Origin of the sequence: Bradyrhizobium iriomotense (assembly GCF_030160715.1) — a bacterium.
In the GTDB taxonomy this organism is placed as follows: domain Bacteria; phylum Pseudomonadota; class Alphaproteobacteria; order Rhizobiales; family Xanthobacteraceae; genus Bradyrhizobium; species Bradyrhizobium iriomotense.
The window spans coordinates 61,323-77,373 of sequence record NZ_BSOW01000015.1; the positions used below are offsets into that span (position 1 = coordinate 61,323).

22 protein-coding genes and 2 pseudogenes are annotated in these 16,051 nt (G+C 60.3%); 10 read left to right on the forward strand and 14 right to left on the reverse strand.

The features are described from left to right. Positions 1-41 precede the first annotated feature (41 nt). A complete protein-coding gene (locus QQL28_RS21800) occupies positions 42-386 on the forward strand; it encodes a hypothetical protein (protein ID WP_284268563.1) in 345 nt (114 codons plus the stop codon). 34 nt (positions 387-420) lie between these two features. On the opposite strand, the pseudogene QQL28_RS21805 reads toward QQL28_RS21800, so the two are convergent. The 5 genes and pseudogenes from QQL28_RS21805 to QQL28_RS21825 all read right to left on the reverse strand — a co-directional run. Beyond that, positions 421-1,005 (reverse strand): annotated as a pseudogene (locus tag QQL28_RS21805) (phosphotransferase); the annotation flags it as partial. Positions 1,006-1,031: 26 nt separating this feature from the next. Beyond that, a complete protein-coding gene (locus tag QQL28_RS21810; RefSeq protein WP_284268565.1) occupies positions 1,032-1,412 on the reverse strand; it encodes a hypothetical protein in 381 nt (126 codons plus the stop codon). A 90-nt stretch (positions 1,413-1,502) separates the two neighbouring features. After that, a complete protein-coding gene (locus QQL28_RS21815) occupies positions 1,503-1,721 on the reverse strand; it encodes a hypothetical protein (protein WP_284268567.1) in 219 nt (72 codons plus the stop codon). A 54-nt stretch (positions 1,722-1,775) separates the two neighbouring features. Then, positions 1,776-2,078 (reverse strand): hypothetical protein, encoded by a 303-nt coding sequence (locus QQL28_RS21820; RefSeq protein WP_284268569.1) that lies wholly within the window; start codon positions 2,076-2,078, stop codon positions 1,776-1,778. 2,251 nt (positions 2,079-4,329) lie between these two features. Then, positions 4,330-4,626 (reverse strand): hypothetical protein, encoded by a 297-nt coding sequence (locus tag QQL28_RS21825; protein ID WP_284268799.1) that lies wholly within the window; start codon positions 4,624-4,626, stop codon positions 4,330-4,332. 394 nt (positions 4,627-5,020) lie between these two features. Between QQL28_RS21825 and QQL28_RS21830 the strand changes: the two genes are divergently transcribed. Continuing rightward, positions 5,021-5,305 (forward strand): DNA -binding domain-containing protein, encoded by a 285-nt coding sequence (locus QQL28_RS21830; RefSeq protein WP_284268571.1) that lies wholly within the window; start codon positions 5,021-5,023, stop codon positions 5,303-5,305. Positions 5,306-5,780: 475 nt separating this feature from the next. Here QQL28_RS21830 and QQL28_RS21835 read toward each other — a convergent pair whose 3' ends face one another. Then, positions 5,781-6,659, reverse strand: coding sequence for a protein-L-isoaspartate O-methyltransferase family protein (locus tag QQL28_RS21835; protein WP_284268573.1), 879 nt, complete (start codon positions 6,657-6,659; stop codon positions 5,781-5,783). 117 nt (positions 6,660-6,776) lie between these two features. Between QQL28_RS21835 and QQL28_RS21840 the strand changes: the two genes are divergently transcribed. Both QQL28_RS21840 and QQL28_RS21845 read left to right on the forward strand, forming a co-directional pair. Then, positions 6,777-7,361, forward strand: a complete 585-nt coding sequence (locus QQL28_RS21840; protein ID WP_284268575.1) for an RNA polymerase sigma factor — start codon at positions 6,777-6,779, stop codon at positions 7,359-7,361. Next, complete coding sequence (locus QQL28_RS21845; RefSeq protein WP_284268576.1) at positions 7,358-7,651, forward strand: hypothetical protein; 294 nt, start codon at positions 7,358-7,360, stop codon at positions 7,649-7,651. The genes QQL28_RS21840 and QQL28_RS21845 overlap by 4 nt, the downstream gene beginning before the upstream one ends. 216 nt (positions 7,652-7,867) lie before the next feature. Here the strand turns inward: QQL28_RS21845 and QQL28_RS21850 are convergent, their stop codons facing one another. Further along, positions 7,868-8,035, reverse strand: a complete 168-nt coding sequence (locus QQL28_RS21850; protein WP_284268579.1) for a hypothetical protein — start codon at positions 8,033-8,035, stop codon at positions 7,868-7,870. Positions 8,036-8,357: 322 nt separating this feature from the next. Here QQL28_RS21850 and QQL28_RS21855 point away from each other — a divergent pair, with 322 nt between their 5' ends. Then, the gene (locus QQL28_RS21855) at positions 8,358-8,750 is read left to right on the forward strand and encodes a VOC family protein (RefSeq protein ID WP_284268581.1); all 393 of its coding nucleotides are present in this window, start codon (positions 8,358-8,360) and stop codon (positions 8,748-8,750) included. A gap of 285 nt (positions 8,751-9,035) precedes the next feature. Next, positions 9,036-9,177: pseudogene (locus QQL28_RS21860) on the forward strand (FkbM family methyltransferase); the annotation flags it as partial. 170 nt (positions 9,178-9,347) lie between these two features. Here the strand turns inward: QQL28_RS21860 and QQL28_RS21865 are convergent. Beyond that, complete coding sequence (locus QQL28_RS21865) at positions 9,348-9,500, reverse strand: hypothetical protein (protein WP_284268584.1); 153 nt, start codon at positions 9,498-9,500, stop codon at positions 9,348-9,350. Here QQL28_RS21865 and QQL28_RS46150 point away from each other — a divergent pair. The 4 genes from QQL28_RS46150 (at position 9,450) to QQL28_RS21880 (ending at position 10,959) form a co-directional block, all read left to right on the forward strand. After that, a complete protein-coding gene (locus QQL28_RS46150) occupies positions 9,450-9,743 on the forward strand; it encodes a winged helix-turn-helix domain-containing protein (RefSeq protein ID WP_431309631.1) in 294 nt (97 codons plus the stop codon). The genes QQL28_RS21865 and QQL28_RS46150 overlap by 51 nt on opposite strands. After that, complete coding sequence (locus QQL28_RS21870; protein WP_348522506.1) at positions 9,703-10,095, forward strand: VOC family protein; 393 nt, start codon at positions 9,703-9,705, stop codon at positions 10,093-10,095. Before QQL28_RS46150 ends, QQL28_RS21870 begins: the two co-directional genes overlap by 41 nt. A 217-nt stretch (positions 10,096-10,312) precedes the next feature. Then, positions 10,313-10,570, forward strand: coding sequence for a WGR domain-containing protein (locus tag QQL28_RS21875; protein ID WP_284268588.1), 258 nt, complete (start codon positions 10,313-10,315; stop codon positions 10,568-10,570). 110 nt (positions 10,571-10,680) lie between these two features. Then, a complete protein-coding gene (locus QQL28_RS21880; protein ID WP_284268590.1) occupies positions 10,681-10,959 on the forward strand; it encodes an HU family DNA-binding protein in 279 nt (92 codons plus the stop codon). Positions 10,960-11,006: 47 nt separating this feature from the next. Here the strand turns inward: QQL28_RS21880 and QQL28_RS21885 are convergent, their stop codons facing one another. The 6 genes from QQL28_RS21885 to QQL28_RS21910 form a co-directional block, all read right to left on the reverse strand. Continuing rightward, on the reverse strand, positions 11,007-11,153 hold the full coding sequence (locus tag QQL28_RS21885) for a hypothetical protein (RefSeq protein ID WP_284268592.1): 147 nt from the start codon (positions 11,151-11,153) through the stop codon (positions 11,007-11,009). A gap of 63 nt (positions 11,154-11,216) precedes the next feature. Continuing rightward, a complete protein-coding gene (locus QQL28_RS21890) occupies positions 11,217-11,528 on the reverse strand; it encodes a DUF736 domain-containing protein (RefSeq protein ID WP_284268594.1) in 312 nt (103 codons plus the stop codon). A gap of 759 nt (positions 11,529-12,287) precedes the next feature. Continuing rightward, positions 12,288-13,259, reverse strand: coding sequence for an ArdC family protein (locus tag QQL28_RS21895; RefSeq protein WP_284268596.1), 972 nt, complete (start codon positions 13,257-13,259; stop codon positions 12,288-12,290). Positions 13,260-13,625: 366 nt separating this feature from the next. After that, positions 13,626-14,213 (reverse strand): hypothetical protein, encoded by a 588-nt coding sequence (locus QQL28_RS21900; protein WP_284268598.1) that lies wholly within the window; start codon positions 14,211-14,213, stop codon positions 13,626-13,628. 506 nt (positions 14,214-14,719) lie between these two features. After that, a complete protein-coding gene (locus QQL28_RS21905) occupies positions 14,720-15,121 on the reverse strand; it encodes a hypothetical protein (protein WP_284268600.1) in 402 nt (133 codons plus the stop codon). Further along, positions 15,118-16,005, reverse strand: a complete 888-nt coding sequence (locus QQL28_RS21910) for a DUF7007 domain-containing protein (protein ID WP_284268800.1) — start codon at positions 16,003-16,005, stop codon at positions 15,118-15,120. Before QQL28_RS21910 ends, QQL28_RS21905 begins: the two co-directional genes overlap by 4 nt. Positions 16,006-16,051 lie beyond the last annotated feature (46 nt).

Consider the following 16,051-nt stretch of genomic DNA (forward strand, 5'->3'; position numbering starts at 1 on the left):
ACTAGTTCAAGCTGGGCTCAGAGATTAGCGAGGAGAACCAGATGAGGGATAATACCGGTCTCGAAAGCAGAACCGTTGAAGCGATACGACACTATCGCAAGGCCCTCGCACTGGTGGAACACCTGGAACGAGAGGACGCTTGCGCGCATCGAGCGCTAACGAGCACGCTCGTTGATTTGAGTCGTGCCATCCGAGACGAAGCGGCGCCGCATCTCAACGACAGGCTCTTCGAGATTGCCGCGGCAGCGGCTTCGCGGTCGGACAAAACGTGGAGCGCCATGGTCGAGGCGACTGCGAAATTGGAGTCCGCCCGTCTCACTTTGGCTGCCCTGGAACAGCAGTTAGGCTATATTCCGAAAGTCGCGCTGGGGTCGGCTCACGAGTAGGCCGATTATTGTCGGAACTCCGCAAGTCCTTGCATCAGGAGGCGAATGCGCTTGAGCTCGCCGTAGGCCGCCTTGCGCACGGTTGTCTCCGCTCGGCCCAGAACGATATCCCACAACGCAGTGTCCAGCTCGCAATAGTCGAATAAGAATCGCATAGTGCGCAGCTGGAGTTCAGCCACCATCCAGCGCTCAGAATGGACGAACGCCTCACTTTCGACCACACCATATCCAGCCAGGAAAGGCTCCACAACGGACCGACATCCCCAGCGTTCATAAATTCCAACAATAGAACCATGGCCGCCAGGTCGAGCCAATGAGGGCCGCGCCCACAATCATCGAAGTCGAAAAACGTGACGCGGTCGTCCTGAATTCGCATGTTCATCGGCCTGACATCGCCATGACAAAGCCCTACCGGGCCAATTGCCTTGTGCGGGCCCAGGCCTACGAGCAGCTCCAGTGATTTGCTGATTTGGTCGCCAACAAGTTGAGATTTCTCGGCGATCATCGCGAGGGTATCCTTGCGCCTATCGTCGCTCAAAAGTTCCCTCTTCGGGGCGAGATTCGCGAGACGAGTCTGCCGATGCAAACGCGAAAGGTCGACACCGGCGCGATGCCAATCTGCCGGCTCGCGCCCCGCGGCCGGAGCTACACCCCAAGAAGGCGCTCGCTGCCATCAGGCAATTCGAACGTGGAGAATGACTGCCCTTCACGATCGATCAGAGGTCGAGAGACCTCAAGTGCGGGCGTACCCTCGACGGCCCGGAGCACAGCCATTTCGTCGGCGACGTCGGCAGCAGAGCGCCCCCAGCTTCGATACAGGCAAATGAACGCCTGATCTTCTCGCCGGTCACGAACGACAAAGGTCCAATTCGCCCCCTTCACAACTGTCGAGACGCTACCAGTGGAGAGCTTGTAGGCATCGGCAAACGTGTGCGGAAATCGTCCGCTCGACAGTCGCTCGCAATTCCTGTTCCATTTCCACGTGGTCTGGCGCCAAAAAAGGGACGCTCGAATGACCACGATCACAGCGCTGAGTCAGCCGAAAGAGGCAGAGCAGCTACCGGGGGCGACTGGAACGGCGATGCCGAACGAAGGAGCTTTAGCATACAACCTGTGTTAGTCCCCACCATGAGAAATGATGACTTCCCCGATTGCGTTTTCGCCGTAAGGCGTCTTTTCGCTCAATTGGCTGCCGCCGCAGGATGGAGTCAAAAGATGGACGTGATTACCGGAGCCACGCAATCTCGTTAAGACTTCAACGAGCTGCGAAATGCCTGCGTTATCGCAGCTGATCTCAATCGTCCGGTTCTCATTCTTGATTTGGAAGCTCAACATGATGTCCTCGGACAAATTGGGTCAGACGTACTGACTGCGACGCCTTCTGCCGCCTTAGATGCGCTCAATTGGAGCTGAAGTGACGGGACCGGGTGTAACCCTGACATCCTTGTAAGTCGAGCGAATGATATTGAGTACAGCTTCGTCCGATGACGTAACCTCGTAGAAGGTGCTGTCTATCGCGCGTATGATGACCCATGCGTCGCTTTGGCCTGGAAGAGTGGCGGTGAACCGCCCCCAAATAACCTGCCACGCCTCGCGAGCGGCCCCCAAAAGGACGGTGCCGTTGGTTGGGAAACCACCGGCGGCCAGTTGCTCCAGTTGGTCCTGCCCCGGTTCACCTGAGCCGGTCATCATGAATTAATCGATAGAAAAGCTATGGTCCGGATGGTTGATCCTAACGGGCGCGACCGTCCAACTAGCTTCGAGTGAGCGAGGAGCAAGGATATCGATCAGGTCACGCAGGTCAAACGCAAGTGCTTGATTGCGAGGGTCGTAGATGCGCAGCGTTGTCATCGGCAGGTCAATCCGGCGAATTAGGCCACGTGTAGCTTTCTCTGATGCTTGACCAGCATTCGTTCGATAAGTTGCCGATACCGTCCGAGCTTCCGTTGGGAATGTGCGACATGACTGTGGTCGTCGCGGTATCGGCCTGTTCCATCGGTATAGGCTACCCAAACCAAGAGGCAAGCTTAACTCCTCCGCGAAATTGCGGACCCGGTCGAGTCCCGAACTCTCCGGAAACGTGATCTCAATCGCTCTGACCAACGTTACTCTTAGGTTCGGGGAATTGACCACCCTGGTCATAGCACGCGCATTGCTCTATTCGAGCAAGCCTGCTCGGGAGATGGTTTCCAATTGGTTTCCCGGCAGAGCTAACTTCGAGCGATAACGCGGAGTTTGGGCGTTTTCTGGCGTCTGAAAAAACCAAGCGTGCCGATGTCTCTTGTTTTGTTGGCCCGTTCCGGCCGACTGCGACGCTGAAGTTCAGGTCGGGTCATCGGGATAGACCGGAAGCAACTTTCGTAACCCATAGCGGTCAATTCTGTGCACAGGATCGCGAGGGCGACGGATAATGCCTGCCGATGTTCCGAGGATTTTTTAGCGGTCCAGCCTCTTGGTGCAGACTGGATCGCCTTTGGGCATGCGATGGCAATCCCAATCGGGGCCAAAGCCGGTCGGCTGACGAAAGAGCGGAAACCGTACGGCAATGAAAGCGCAGAGGTACACCAAAACCAGAGCGAATAGGATGCCCAGAATGTCAGCGCGGGTTGGGTTCCAGTGAAGCCATCGCATGTTCTAACCCTTTAGCGGTCGGTTGCTCCGTATGTAAGTGATGACGAAATTGTGCCACCCAAAGCGGTAGTAAGCCTACGACGTCCTCAGCTATCATGAAATGTCCGATAATGGCCGAAGGCAATGATCGCCATCCGGTCCTGCACGTCAGCAGTCGAGACCAGACCGGATATGGCGGAGACGCGGCCAAATCGACGCGATTGACCCAAATCGCAAGCAGACAGAGCGCGCCACCTGCACGGTTCATTCCTCGTTAACTGGGATACTACGCCCGAGTGATACAAACTTGTCGGCGCCACTCCTGCGCGGTAGGTGCAGGCATCGACCACGCCGGAAGTTAAGGATCGTCGTATGCTCGCTAAGAGTACGACCGAACTAATGCTGCCGTGTTCAATCGAAGAACTTTGTCGGCGACTCGCGGCAACGATGGACAGATCAATCTTTGGTACGCGGCCAGTCGTCGGGCGAATTCGCGGCACGCGGCTCATCGCCCGAAAGAGGATCTGGTACCGCAATTCGTTCCAAACCTATCTCTCGGCGGAATTGAGCGATCACGAGAACCAAACGCTGCTCCGCTGTAGTTTCTCAATGCATCCCTTGGTCACCGCGTTTCTGGCCGTTTGGTTCGCTGGTGCTGTGCTCGGCGGCAGCACGATTTTCATGCGATCGTTGTTCAGGCTCATATCTGATCCAGCAAAGGCAGACGGCAGCATCTGGGCAGGTCTCGTCATTCCGATTGCGTTTATCCTCTTGGGTGCCGGAGTGCTTGCTTCGGGACGGTGGTTAGCGCGCGACGAGCGGACTTTCTTGCTAGACTTTGTCCGTGCCGTGGGTGCCTCCAGCCCTGCCCACCCGTGTGCGTCCGATTGAACAGCCCGACTAGCTCGTACCGGTGTCAGAGTGGAGGTCTTGCAGACAGCAACTTCTGCCGTTGGGCGGAAGTCGAAGATTGCGATAGTGTCCGGCACGTGGGGCAATCGACGTCGCGCCGGACGTGGCGGAGACGCAGACAAATCGACCATTCCCCTTTTGCCGAGGGCTAAGCCCTTGCCTCAAGCTCGCCCCTGGGGCCCTTCCGCTGCATGATGGAAGAGCCAGAATCCGAATGACATATCCGGCCGCTCCCTGTTGTCTCTCCCGGAAAGCCAATGATCGGCACGACGAACGGCGCGGCCTCAATCGCTCGCTTGCCCGCGCCCGCGAGGCAGAGGATTCGAGCCGCGGCCAAACTGATCGTGTGTTTTTCAACAAGGGCTGTCAGTACGGAGCTTATCGTTCCGCGCCTGGCGTCTGCTCCATGGAAAGGGGCGCGCTACTGATCGGATTGGATATTCACCAATATCTCGCCGGCGACGATTTCGGGATCTCCAAGATGGAGATCATGCAGACTCGCTTGAACGAACTCCAAGACCTTTTTGTTCGCTTCAATGGCGCTTTCGCGATCCTCGAATATCATCACAGCGACGCCGACGCCTTCACCTCCGTCCAGGACATAGTACGATCTGAATCCACGCGATTCCCTTAGGATCTGACCGATGCCGCTTTTCGCGCGGCGGGCGGCATCCGCAACCGAACGAACCTTGGCGTACTTGCGAATGACCATGTACATTGAAGCACCACGCATCTCATTTCTATCCTACGCACCAAAGCATATTAGGTCGGCGCTGGACTAGGCCCTAGTTCCACGAACGGGCCTGCTGCGACTTGGCTAGGTCAACGCCAAGCATGATGGATCCCGCATCCAACTGGACTTGCTGGAGCTGGAAGCTTGATCTCCTACGCCGGACGCGCGTCCTCGTCGGAGCCGCCGACGCTGAAGCTCGGCTGAACAGACGTCGCTGCGGCTGGAGCGACGCGCGATCGCTATTCGGAGGCAACATAAGTAGGTGATACTCATAGAGTATCACCTGATGTCAAATCTGGGACTAGACACGCCGCAACTTCCTGCCCAAATGATAGGTATCCGAGGCTGGTGACGATGCAGCTTCAGCTCAGGAACTGCCATGCAGAAAGCACCGCTCGAATCCAATGTAGCGGATCTGGCTCCTGCCGATTCGGTCGTGACGCCCTATGACTTCGCGCATCTTGTCACTTATTGGCGCCTGTTGGACGCCAATAATGAGGGTGCAGACTGGCGCGAGGTCAGTCGGATTGTCCTTCGCATCGATCCCGCTTGCGAACCGCACCGCGCGCGACAGGTCTATGACAGTCATCTTGCTCGCGCCAAATGGATGAGCGAGCAGGGCTATAAACACCTTCTGCGAGGCGATATCCCAGGTCTTCATTAGGACAGCCGTCGCATCTTCGTTCACCTTTCACCGAGTCTTGTTTGGCCCGATAGATAGAAGTGCCTGCCTCTCGCGCAACGAACGACAGTTCATTGCGAGACGAGGCGACACCGTAGGATTTTTAGCCTGCCTCGCAAGACCGACCCGTTACGATCGACGGCTGGCGGCGGATGATCCGCGCGACGTTCCAGTACGGACGCCGCGAAGGTCACATTTTATTCAAGAACCTTATGCTAACTGGCACCCGATCGTCGCGGCCGGATGTACGCCGTGGCATCGCGAGCCCCGGCTTTCGTGCCGGGGTTTTTCGCGTGGAGAGGCTGCAAAATCAGGCACGTCATCATTCGTTGGGCGCGGCATCTGAACAGTGGGCCCGTCTCAGACGCCATTCATAGGGAAAAACCGCTCGTTACACTGAGTCTCTTGGATAATGCTCAACTGAGACAGTCTTCTACGACCAAAAACTTTCATTCGGTCAGGTCTGAGCGACGGCATTCTCGCCGACAGGATCGCGCTCGAGCCAAAATCCAGGTCCCTGAAACCAGACTTTTTCTGCATCGTCAGAACTGGAATCACCGACGTGCAGCGCGCAAATCGGAACCTTGCCAGGCGGCAGGCCCTCGAGCGCCGCACGCAGACGTTTTCCTGCCTCCTCGTCCCGTCCACCCATGCAAGGATAGATAGAGACGACGCCGATCGAAGAGGCTTCGAACCGGTTTTGACGTCGGATCGCACGGAGAAGAAAGCCCCTCCACGATTCGTCGGTTAGCGGCATCAGAAGTCGGCCGCCTTCGACAAGACGTTCGAGCCAGAGGCGAGAAGGGTGGGTAGATCCGGCGAATACGATGACGACGTCAAGTTCACCTACGTCCACCGTCCGGCCGTCGCCTGAGACGACGTCCACCTGCGGCCAGTTCACGAGATTCGCTCGGGTCTGCGAGGCCAGCATTGGGTCGGTTTCAACTGCCGTTACACGACCGGCAGATCCGACGATCTCAGCCAACACGGCGGAATAATATCCGGTCCCGGCGCCGACCTGGAGCACGCGGTCGCCGCGCGCGATGTCGAGATGCTCGAAGTTGCGGGCCCAGAAGCTGGGCATCCCATTGTTGAGGTTGCGGCTCGCATCGATCGTCACGAGGACGTCATGATAGAGCCAGCGCAGGTCGGTATCGGGGGTCAGGAATGCGTCGCTGTATGGATCCGAGATGATGCGCCACGGTCCAGGGCCGACGAATTGCTCCCGTGAAACAGACGCAAATGCGTCGATCAGCTGCGGGTTACGCAGGACCGGGACTTTGTATCTCAGGTCTTCGGCATACCAGCGGCGCGCCGCTGCCAACGTGCCGTCCATGAAGGCTCTCCTGTTGTGATACAGACGATGCGCCTCAGATCCGCGCGCACGGACACGTCAAAAAATTTTTCATCTGATGTCCGCACTGGGCTCCGTGAAACGCATAGTAATGTGACCATGGAACGATTGACGATAACTCCCAGGCCTGATGACGCGGTTGCCCGCGCGGTCGACGTCGCGTCCGCCATCGATGCCTTGTCGGATCTCGAGCTCGTGCGGCTAAAGGCTCTGGCACGGCTGGGGAGCCGCGGCCTGCCAGGAGGACTCGGCTGGAGCGACATCCTCCACGAGGCGATCGCCCGCGTCCTCGATGGCTCGCGCCCCTGGCCGCCCGACGTGCCCATTCTGGCGTTCCTGTCGGGCGTCATGCGCAGCATCTGCAGCGACCATTGGCGGCGTGCGCGACTCGAGCAAAGGCTGCTTGTGAGCCGCGATGATCCGCACCAGCAAAGCTGGCTCGACGACGAGGCCGATGGGGTGCCAGATCCGGAACGGGTCCTGGCCGCCGCACAGGCGCTGGCAAATGTCTATCGGCTGTTCGAAGCCGATCCGTCGGCGTTGAAGATCATTGCGGGCATGGCCGACGGCCTGGCCGCCAGAGAGATCTGCAAGGTCAACGGCTTATCCGAACTCGACTACGAAACGACGCGACGGCGGATACGACGCGCTCTGCTGCGCGATCAACGGAACTGGAACAAGTGATAACACGCTGGCACCCAAGTCTCGATCTGGCCCGCCTGCTCGAGGCACTGAGCGAGGAAATCCTCGCCGCAAGCGATGAGGAGGTACGGCAAACGTCCGGCTTGCAAGGATGGACGATCGCCAACACGGCCCTCGAGGTTAGAAACTTGATCAAGACCGCGCGTGCGGATGTAGAGGGCAGCCTTGAGCAAGACTTTGATCAGAACGTGAGCGACGAGCTGCGCGAGTCCGGAGCAGGGTCGCGTCCGATGCGGCGCCCCCGGTTCTGGTCGCACAACCAGCGACATTGAGCTCGAGCACGGATGACGCCAGGCGATGGCGCGCCTACATGGCTCGTCCCGCTTCATGTTGATCGAGATTGCCCTTCTGCGCGTCCATCCAATCCGCGATCTGCTGAGCCTCGCTGAGGCCGTGAAGATGATGCATTTGTCCAAGCACCTTCACGATGGGTGGCGATTGCACGATCGGGCTGAAAATCCTCTGTGGCAGCTATTGAGTGGCGCTTCTCAGTGTACGTCGAGCTTGTCCAAAGGAAGCCGAAGCTCCGCCGCCCGCTCTTCGCGATCTTTCCTGCGGAATTCGCTTTCCTTCCGCTCGAATTTGATCATTTCATTCATGGCAGCTTCCAAAAACCGGTCGCGTTTGTCTGGCTTCTGCTGCGTGCTTGCCATCATAACCCAATCCTCACTCACGCATCCGCAATCCTGGACGAGGTCGCAGCCCGCGAAAACCCCAGGTACCGATAGATTACGGAATTATGACGGCACGAAAGCTTTCTCACAAGCTGCCGTTTATGAATACATCCCCTGCTCATCATTCTCGACATTTGTCCAATCTTCTTTCGTGAGGAACGACAGACGGAAAGACTGCGTGCGCTCGCAGCCCGCCAACCTCGACCCGGAATTTGCTCAGAAGTTCCCAAGCCTCAAACTCAATCAAAGGGTTGAAGCCGAACGCTGACGCGGCCAGAATGCTAGCGTCAGTTGGAGAGACGTGATGCACGTGCCCAAAGGCTTCGCCGTGGTGACGCCATACATCTTCGCCGAAGGCGCGGAGGAATATGTGCGCTTTCTCGAAGCCGCGTTCGGCGCTCGCGAGGTTGGGCGTAGCACCGCTCCGAACGGGCGGATTGCGAATTGCCAGCTGCAGTTTGGTACGACGACGATCATGGTGAGCGAGGCTTCCGAGCAGTTTCCTGCGAGCCGAGCCGCGCTTTACCTGTATGTCGCCGACGCCAAGACCACGATGTTGACGGCTGAACAGGCCGGTGCCGAAAAGATAATGGACGTCGAGGACATGCCCTACGGCGACAGGCAGGGCGGCGTGCGCGATCCTTCGGGAAACATCTGGTGGATATCCCAGCGATTGACCGCCGACCCGTACTTTTGAGCGCAGCCCCTCCTGCACTCCTCGAATGCGTCGGACCGATACGGCACCTATTCGGACGACAAAGGATATGATGCTGATCGGCTACACGGGCGGATTGCGAATTGCCAGCTGCAGTTTGGTACGACGACGATGATGCGGATGAGCTTCCGCTCGCTCTGCACGATGTAGCGGCGCAAAGAAAGGGGCTCTGGAATGGGATTGAACCCTGCCACACCGTCCGCCGGCCCGGTGCTCGCGCCGGCCCAACCGCAAAGTTCTTGGAACGCAATGCCGACGGCGGTACGCTACTGGTCGGTGCTGGTGTCGAGCAAGCCGTTCGGCTCGCACAGGGCGATCGCGATCGAGCCGTCGGGGCAGAACTCCGAACAACGTTCGCATCAACGGCAACCACTTCGAGACCATCAAATGCGCGATCGTCGCCGAGCGCTCCGAGCCTTGCTTAGAGTGCTTGCCTGATTGTCCGCTCATAGCGGAAGACAATAATGCGTAGGAGATCGCCTAAAACCCCGTGCGAGACAGGCACCGCGGCGCTCCTTTGCATTATGCGCAGCTACTGTTCCCGCTCCCTCCCGTCGCTGATTTGAACGGCATCAGCCATCACGCAACAAGGTTGTTGCATGACGAGATGTAGCGGTGTAAGCAGCACAAATGGATCTCGACCGGTTGTTCCACGCGCTGTCGGATATCACGAGGCGCCGCTTGCTCGATGAGCTTGCCGAGCGCGACGGACAGACGCTGTTCGAGCTCCATGTTCGACTCCTTACTTGGGAGCAGTCGAACCTCTCCCGGCAGGGACTTTCGAGGCATCTATCGGTGCTTGAGGACGCGGGTCTTCTTCGGACCGAATGGCAATGGCGAAGCAAACACCACTTTCTTATTCGCGTTCCCCTCCGGAACGCGTGGAAAGTGTGGCTTGGACCTCTCGCGAGGGGAAGACGTACAACTGGAGACAATGCCCGTGAAGATCGTGCTGACCAGCATTCTAGTCGATGACCAAGAAAGGGCATTGCGGTTTTATCGCGACGTCCTTGGCTTCCGGTTGAAGCATGATATTCCGATGGGTGGGCACCGCTGGCTTACCCTCGTCTCCCCTGAGCAACTTGATGGCGTGGAGCTACTTCTAGAGCCCGATCAACATCCGGCTGCGAAACCATACAAGTCAGCGCTCGTTGCTGATGGAATTCCCTGCACGTCCTTTGGGGTTGAGGATATTCGAAGTGAGCACGACCGGCTGACCAAGCTGGGCGTCAGATTTACCCAGCCGCCAGTCGAAATGGGCCCCGTGACGACAGCGGTGTTCGACGATACCTGTGGCAACCTTCTGCAGATTGCGCAGCGTCACTGAGCGCAGATTGCGCCCATCGCACAAATTGTGCCACGGCGCAGCAACTATATGATCTGCCGGGGGCGCGTAACCTGGTTTATGCGCGGAAACGTAGCACCGGGCGCTATCGAAACCAGCGCCCACGCAATGAGATGTATCGAAAAAATGAATCGTTCGGCCCCTGATCGATTCATAGAAAGCATTGGACCTCGTTTCCGCAGCAAGCGAGAATCTAGGCATGCCGAACTTCAACTCAGCGCCGCTTCATCTTCGCCGCATCGACGCCACTCGCAACATGCGGCGGTTCTACTTGCTTTCGATCGAGCCGACCTTGTTCGGCGGGGTCTCGCTGATCCGCAACTGGGGCCGGATCGGCACCAATGGTCAGACGATGGTGCAGACCTTTGACGGCAGCGATGAAGCGGGCGACGCATTCGGACGATTGGAGCGCGCAAAGCGCAAACGTGGATATGGGGCCGTGGAAGAGAAGGTCTGATCGTTCGTCAGTTTTCCGGGGATTGTGGCTCAGGCTGTGATATCGGCCCTACCCGTCCGGCGCTCTTCATGTCAGACGGAGGAAAAGCACAGCAAGATGGAGCCTGTTCCATGACCACCGCGAATGAAATCGCTGACAAGATCGCCGCCGAGAACAGCCTGACAAAGACACAGGCGAAAGCCATCGTCGACGGCGTATTCAAGGCGATCGCCGATGCAGCCGCGAGCGGGGCCGAGACGAGTATCGCCGGCTTCGGAAAATTCAAGGTCAAGGACTCGCCTGCCCGCGAGGGCCGTAATCCGTCGACAGGCGCTACGATCGCGATCGCAGCTTCCAAGAAGCTGACTTTCACGCCAGCCAAAGCCATCAAGGACGTCCTCAACGGATGAGCTGTGCCGTTGCACGGTCGCGCCGTAGGTCGCTTGAGGAGGGGGGCTTACGCCCCCTCCTCCTCGGCGGCGAGAGCTTCGTCGCGCTGGCGGATGAGGTCGGCCAGTTCGGCTTCGAGCGCCTTGCGCTCCGCGGGCGTGAACAGGCAGTCCCGCAGCTCGGCGCGCAATTCCTCGATGGTGTCGACGGTCATGAGCGTGTCTCCGATCGAAAGGAAGAAGGCCCCGCCTCGCGGCGGAGCCCTCTGGCGGAAGCCTCAGTCCCGGTTCGGCCGGGACCAGATCAGCTGCAGGCCTTCCTCGCCTTCCACCTCGATCAGGGTGGCGTAGATCGGAGCGGGGAAGCTCGGGTCGTCCAGCTTGACCGAGAGGTAGTCGCGGCCCTCGTTGGAGACCTTCTGCCAAGCAGCGCCTAGTTCGCAATTTGCCGCCGCGAAGATGCGGAAGTGCGGTCCCTTCTCGGAGGGGTTCTCGACGCGGACCAGCTTGGCCTTGACGTTGAGGTTGAGCGTCTTGATCGTCCCAGTAAATCCGTTGCCCGTGGAGGTGAAGGTGCCGATGGTAGCCATTATCTCATTCCCTTTGTTTTCTCGGGCCGCGCCTATCGCGACCTCGATGGCGGTCGTGAGACCGGAGGCGATCGACCTGCACCCGAAGGGCTGAAACGAAGTGGAGGGCGGCCGGGAGCGACTTTCTTGGACCGCGAGGAATGGCGCGCAGCGCCAGGGGAAGAAAGTCGAGGACGGACGTTGCGGGGACAAGATCGAGAGCACGCGTAGCGGGATCGGCCTTCGGTCAGACCAGCCTCTATCGAGGACGCAGATGGGCGTGCCCGCCTTCGAAAACACGTGGAATGACGACAGGCGCCGCTGGCCGTTCGGATCTCGAGGCAAGGAGCACAGGCAACGAGACGCATTTTCCTCAACCCAAGCCATTTTGGCGCCGCGCATTCCCCGCGGAGGGGATCGACGCTGTCAGCAATCTCGGCGCATCTATCGTGGTCGCTGCCGCAAGAGCCCAACGAGCCTGCCGAGACGCTTGTCGTGCGGGATGCAACTTCCGCCGCACCTGATCCGTGCCGCCGATCAACTTCGGAGGCGTCATCGCCAGCGATCTGCCATGACGCAATCTGGAATGGCATCCGCGAGAGGGCTCCGCCGCGAGGCGGGGCCTCCTGTCTTTTCGAACGTGGCTTGCGAACTACAAAGACGCCATGCGCAACGAGCACCACAAGCATGGTGGAATGCACGATCGCGTGGAGGAAAATCGCGCATAGGTGATCGGGGAGGACACGACGCCCACCCCTCGCCCAGCATGTTCCGCGCCTGTCACAACGCGCCAGCGAGGGTAGGAGAAACAGGCTGGCCCGCATCCGGCTCGTCGGCAATGGTGGATAAAACCTGAAGCCCTTCAGCGGATACGGGCTGCTGCGCGTGCATCCAGTCGGCGGCTTGCTGCGCCTTGCTTGCGGCAGTGAAGATCGCACGAGGGTCGCCCTTTAGCACGTCAAGCCACGAGGCAATATACGCTGCGTGATCGGCACGCGGGTGGTGGGCGATGCCCAGATCGGCGAGGACAAGCCCGCTGAGAATCTCCACGCAACATTCCTCGGCGGCATAGGCAGCCGAGCCGAAGCGACCCGAGAGATCGCGGTCAAGCCGGTGCTTTGCCCCTGAGGCATGGCCGTCCTCATGCAGCCAGACAGCATAGAATGACGCGGCATCGCGAAAGGAGGCGAAGTCCGGCATGAATACCGTGTCCGATGACGGGAGGTAGTAAGCCTCCGGTCCGCCAAACACGGTCTTGATCCCGAGGTTGGCGATGAAAGCCTCCGCATGCGCCAGGCGCTCGCTCTCTGGCAGGACGTTGGTCGGCGGGCGCTCGTATCCGTCCACCTGAGCGACGTTGAACACCGAGAATGCCCGGGCAAACATCCGCCGGTGGCCGCCATTATCATCGTCATCATCATTAGCCGGCTCGGACGGAACGACCTGCTTCCACAGCACAACAGTGGTAGCGCGTTCGCCCTTGCGCACCTGCGCGCCAGTGTCCTGCCATTGCCGATAGGTGCCCCACAGTCCATCGCTGTAATTGCTGGCCGTGGCTGCGACCCAGAGCGCCACCGTGTTTATGCCCCGGTAGCGCTTGCCGGAAGCGACGTTGGTGGGGCGGGCAAGACTCGTCCCGTTGTGGAACCACGGCGCACGCCACTCGCCTGTACCTTGCTCGATTGCCGCGATGATCTCGGCGGTGATCCGCGCATACACGTCAGTGCGGCTTTGTTCTTTCTTCCTGCTCATTTGTGAACCTCCGTTTCAGAGGCCGCGCCCATCGCGGCCCGTCACGGGGGCCGAAGCCGGGGAATTCAGGGGGACGGCGCACCCCTAGGCCGAAACGAAGTGGAGGGCGGCGAAGCCGTTGCGCCGGCCACCGGCCCCGGCAGGACCGACGGCCGGGTACGGGCCGCGATGGGCGCGCGCCCCCGCTCTTCCTTGTCCTTTCCTTCCCACTGCTGTTTTCGAGCATCGCAGTCCGGGCGTTCGCAGGTTCGCTCGCCGCACGGCGGTGCCAGCCGTGACATGACAAAGGGCCGGACCAAGCGGGACCGGCCCTGAGATTATTAAGGGATGGAAAGGGGGCGAGGCCGAAGCCTCGCCCGATGCGACTCAGCCAAGAGCTTCCATCTGGAGCGCGGCCGCCTTGCGATCAACGGCGTTGCCCGGATTCTCGATCGGACGCTCGAAAGGCTTCCAGCGCTCGCCGACGACCTGCTCATAAGCTGCGATCGCGCCTTCGGCTGCCATGCGGAGTGCGTGTGACTGAAGGGCCATGTCGGCGGCGAATTCGCGCTTGCGCTGCGCGGCGCCGTCGAAACCAACCGGACCATCGAGGTCCTCGTCGCGAGCGTCGTTGGCGGCCTTCGCCGTGGCGTCACGGGCTTCCGTCACTGCGCGGCTGTAGAACTGGCCCGCGCCGTGGGCCGAGCCGACATAGGCGCCGACGATGCGCTGCAGATGGATCTGCATCGCGCGCTCGCCGAGGCCTTCGCTGAGGCTCGTGGCCGTCTCGACGATCAGGCGCTCATGGAGATCGCGGATGCCGTCGCTATCGAGGACGGGAAGGCCGAAGCTCTCGGAGATGCGGGTGGCCTGGGTAGCGTCGGGGCAGGCGAGGCGGACCATTTCGAGGGTGGTGCCCTTGCGGAGCTGGACGACCTTGGCGGACTGGCGGGGAGCGCGAGCGGTCTTGGTCATGAAAACATCCTTTCCTTCAGTTTCTCCCTGAAGGCTTGGGCCGGCTCCTGCCGGTCCTCCCTTCGGGTGCGATCGAAAAAACCGGCGGAAAGACGGGCGCTTCAGGGTCCGGGGCATCCGGATCGAGCGGAGCGGGTTTGCGGACAAGCAGGGCTTTCAGCCCTCGCGCGGGACGCGGACCCGCTTTGCCGAGATCGGCGGACCCGGCCGCAACGCGGCGCGATAGCGGCCTTGAAGCGCCCGGCCGCCGGTTTACGAGCGCGACAAACCCGAGGGGAGATCCGGCGGACCGGAACGATGAAGAGAAAACCGGACGCCAAGGATCGCCATGACCAATCGCGACCTCACGCATCGCTCCAAATATCGCGACCGGCAGAGTAGATATCGGACGGTCGAATCCGCCGAGGCTGTCGGCGTTCCACCAGGTCGAGAAAAGTTCGCAACGCCGCACCACTGGCCGGCATCGATCATGGCGATGCGGAGTCGCTCGAATGCCGCGCGCGTTGTCATCCATGGTGCCGCTGCCCACGGCTGCGCGACCGCACAGCAAGGCCGGGCCGATTGCACGGGTCGCGAGCATCGAGCCGATCGGATGGAAGCCCGTTGCGAACGCAGTACGCCGCGATGGCCGCATCCTGCCGGGCGAGCTTGCGGGACAATGCGTCGATCTCCGACTGACGTTCCGCCGTGATTGCGGCGAGATGCGAGCGATACCGCTCGAGGAAGGCACTCGGATCCGGTGCCCTGCCACGCCGATAACCGGCGCGTTTCGGCTTCAGCTGCGGGATCAGCGCGGTCATCCGCCGCGTGATCTGGCGGTCGATCAAGTCGAGCTGGCGCTGAATCTGCCGCCGCGCCTCCTGCATACGGTGAAGGAGCGCCAGACGATCATCCGGGGATGGGCTCATGTGACCCTCCCGGTCTGCCAGCCGACGAAATCCGATGGCCCGCCATAAACCTGGTGCCGGTCCGGGTCGATCACGAAGCCAAAACGTCCGACCTCATATTCGGAGGATGGAACGACGAAGCGCCGCTCCTCCGTTCCAGCACCGCGCCTGCCGCCGGGCGTTGCAACGCATTCCACGAAGCCTTCGCTGTGACTTGAGGTGATCGCCGAGATGACGATCCAGTCATTGGCATGTGTCAGCGCGAAACTGCGACGCTCCTTCTCGTAGGACTCGCCCGGTGCGAGCACGGTGCCGAAGATCGTCTCCCAGGCGTCCGGCCATGAATTCTTGATCGTGCGTTCGGCGCAGCGGCGCTCGAACGCGGTGAAGAGATGCGGAAAGGTGATCGCGACGATCGCCCATTCCGCATCTTCCTCATACCAGCCGCCCATCGATCGCAACGTGGGATGGACCTTGCGGTTTCGCTCGGCTGAAAGTTTGAAGCCACCATGTCCAGCGGTCGAGTGCTGCTCGATGCCATCCGCATAGAGGGTCGCGCCCTGCGAGGCGCCCCAGGGCGTATGGGCACGCGAATACACCTCGACGCGGCCGAGCATTTTGCGCTCCCGTTGATGCTCGGCGTTTTCGAGCACGGCGGCGCGGAATGCCGCCTCGTCGGCAAGCTCGCCGGAATGGCCGTAGAAATCGCTGCGCGTCCATTCGCCCATTGGTCGAGGAATGCGCCAGGCGGTGACGAGAAAATGCCGGCCATCCCGGCCGGGCGCCATCGCGAAAGCCGTCTCGCCGACAAGCGCGACGAGAAGGCCGTCAGCGCCGCGGCCGAAGGCGACTGCGGGGAAATCAGGCGCGGTTTGGTTCTGACGTGCGGGAGATGACGCATTCATGCTGCGGTCGTGTCCCTCGGTGACATGCGCGGACATCGTGTCCTCC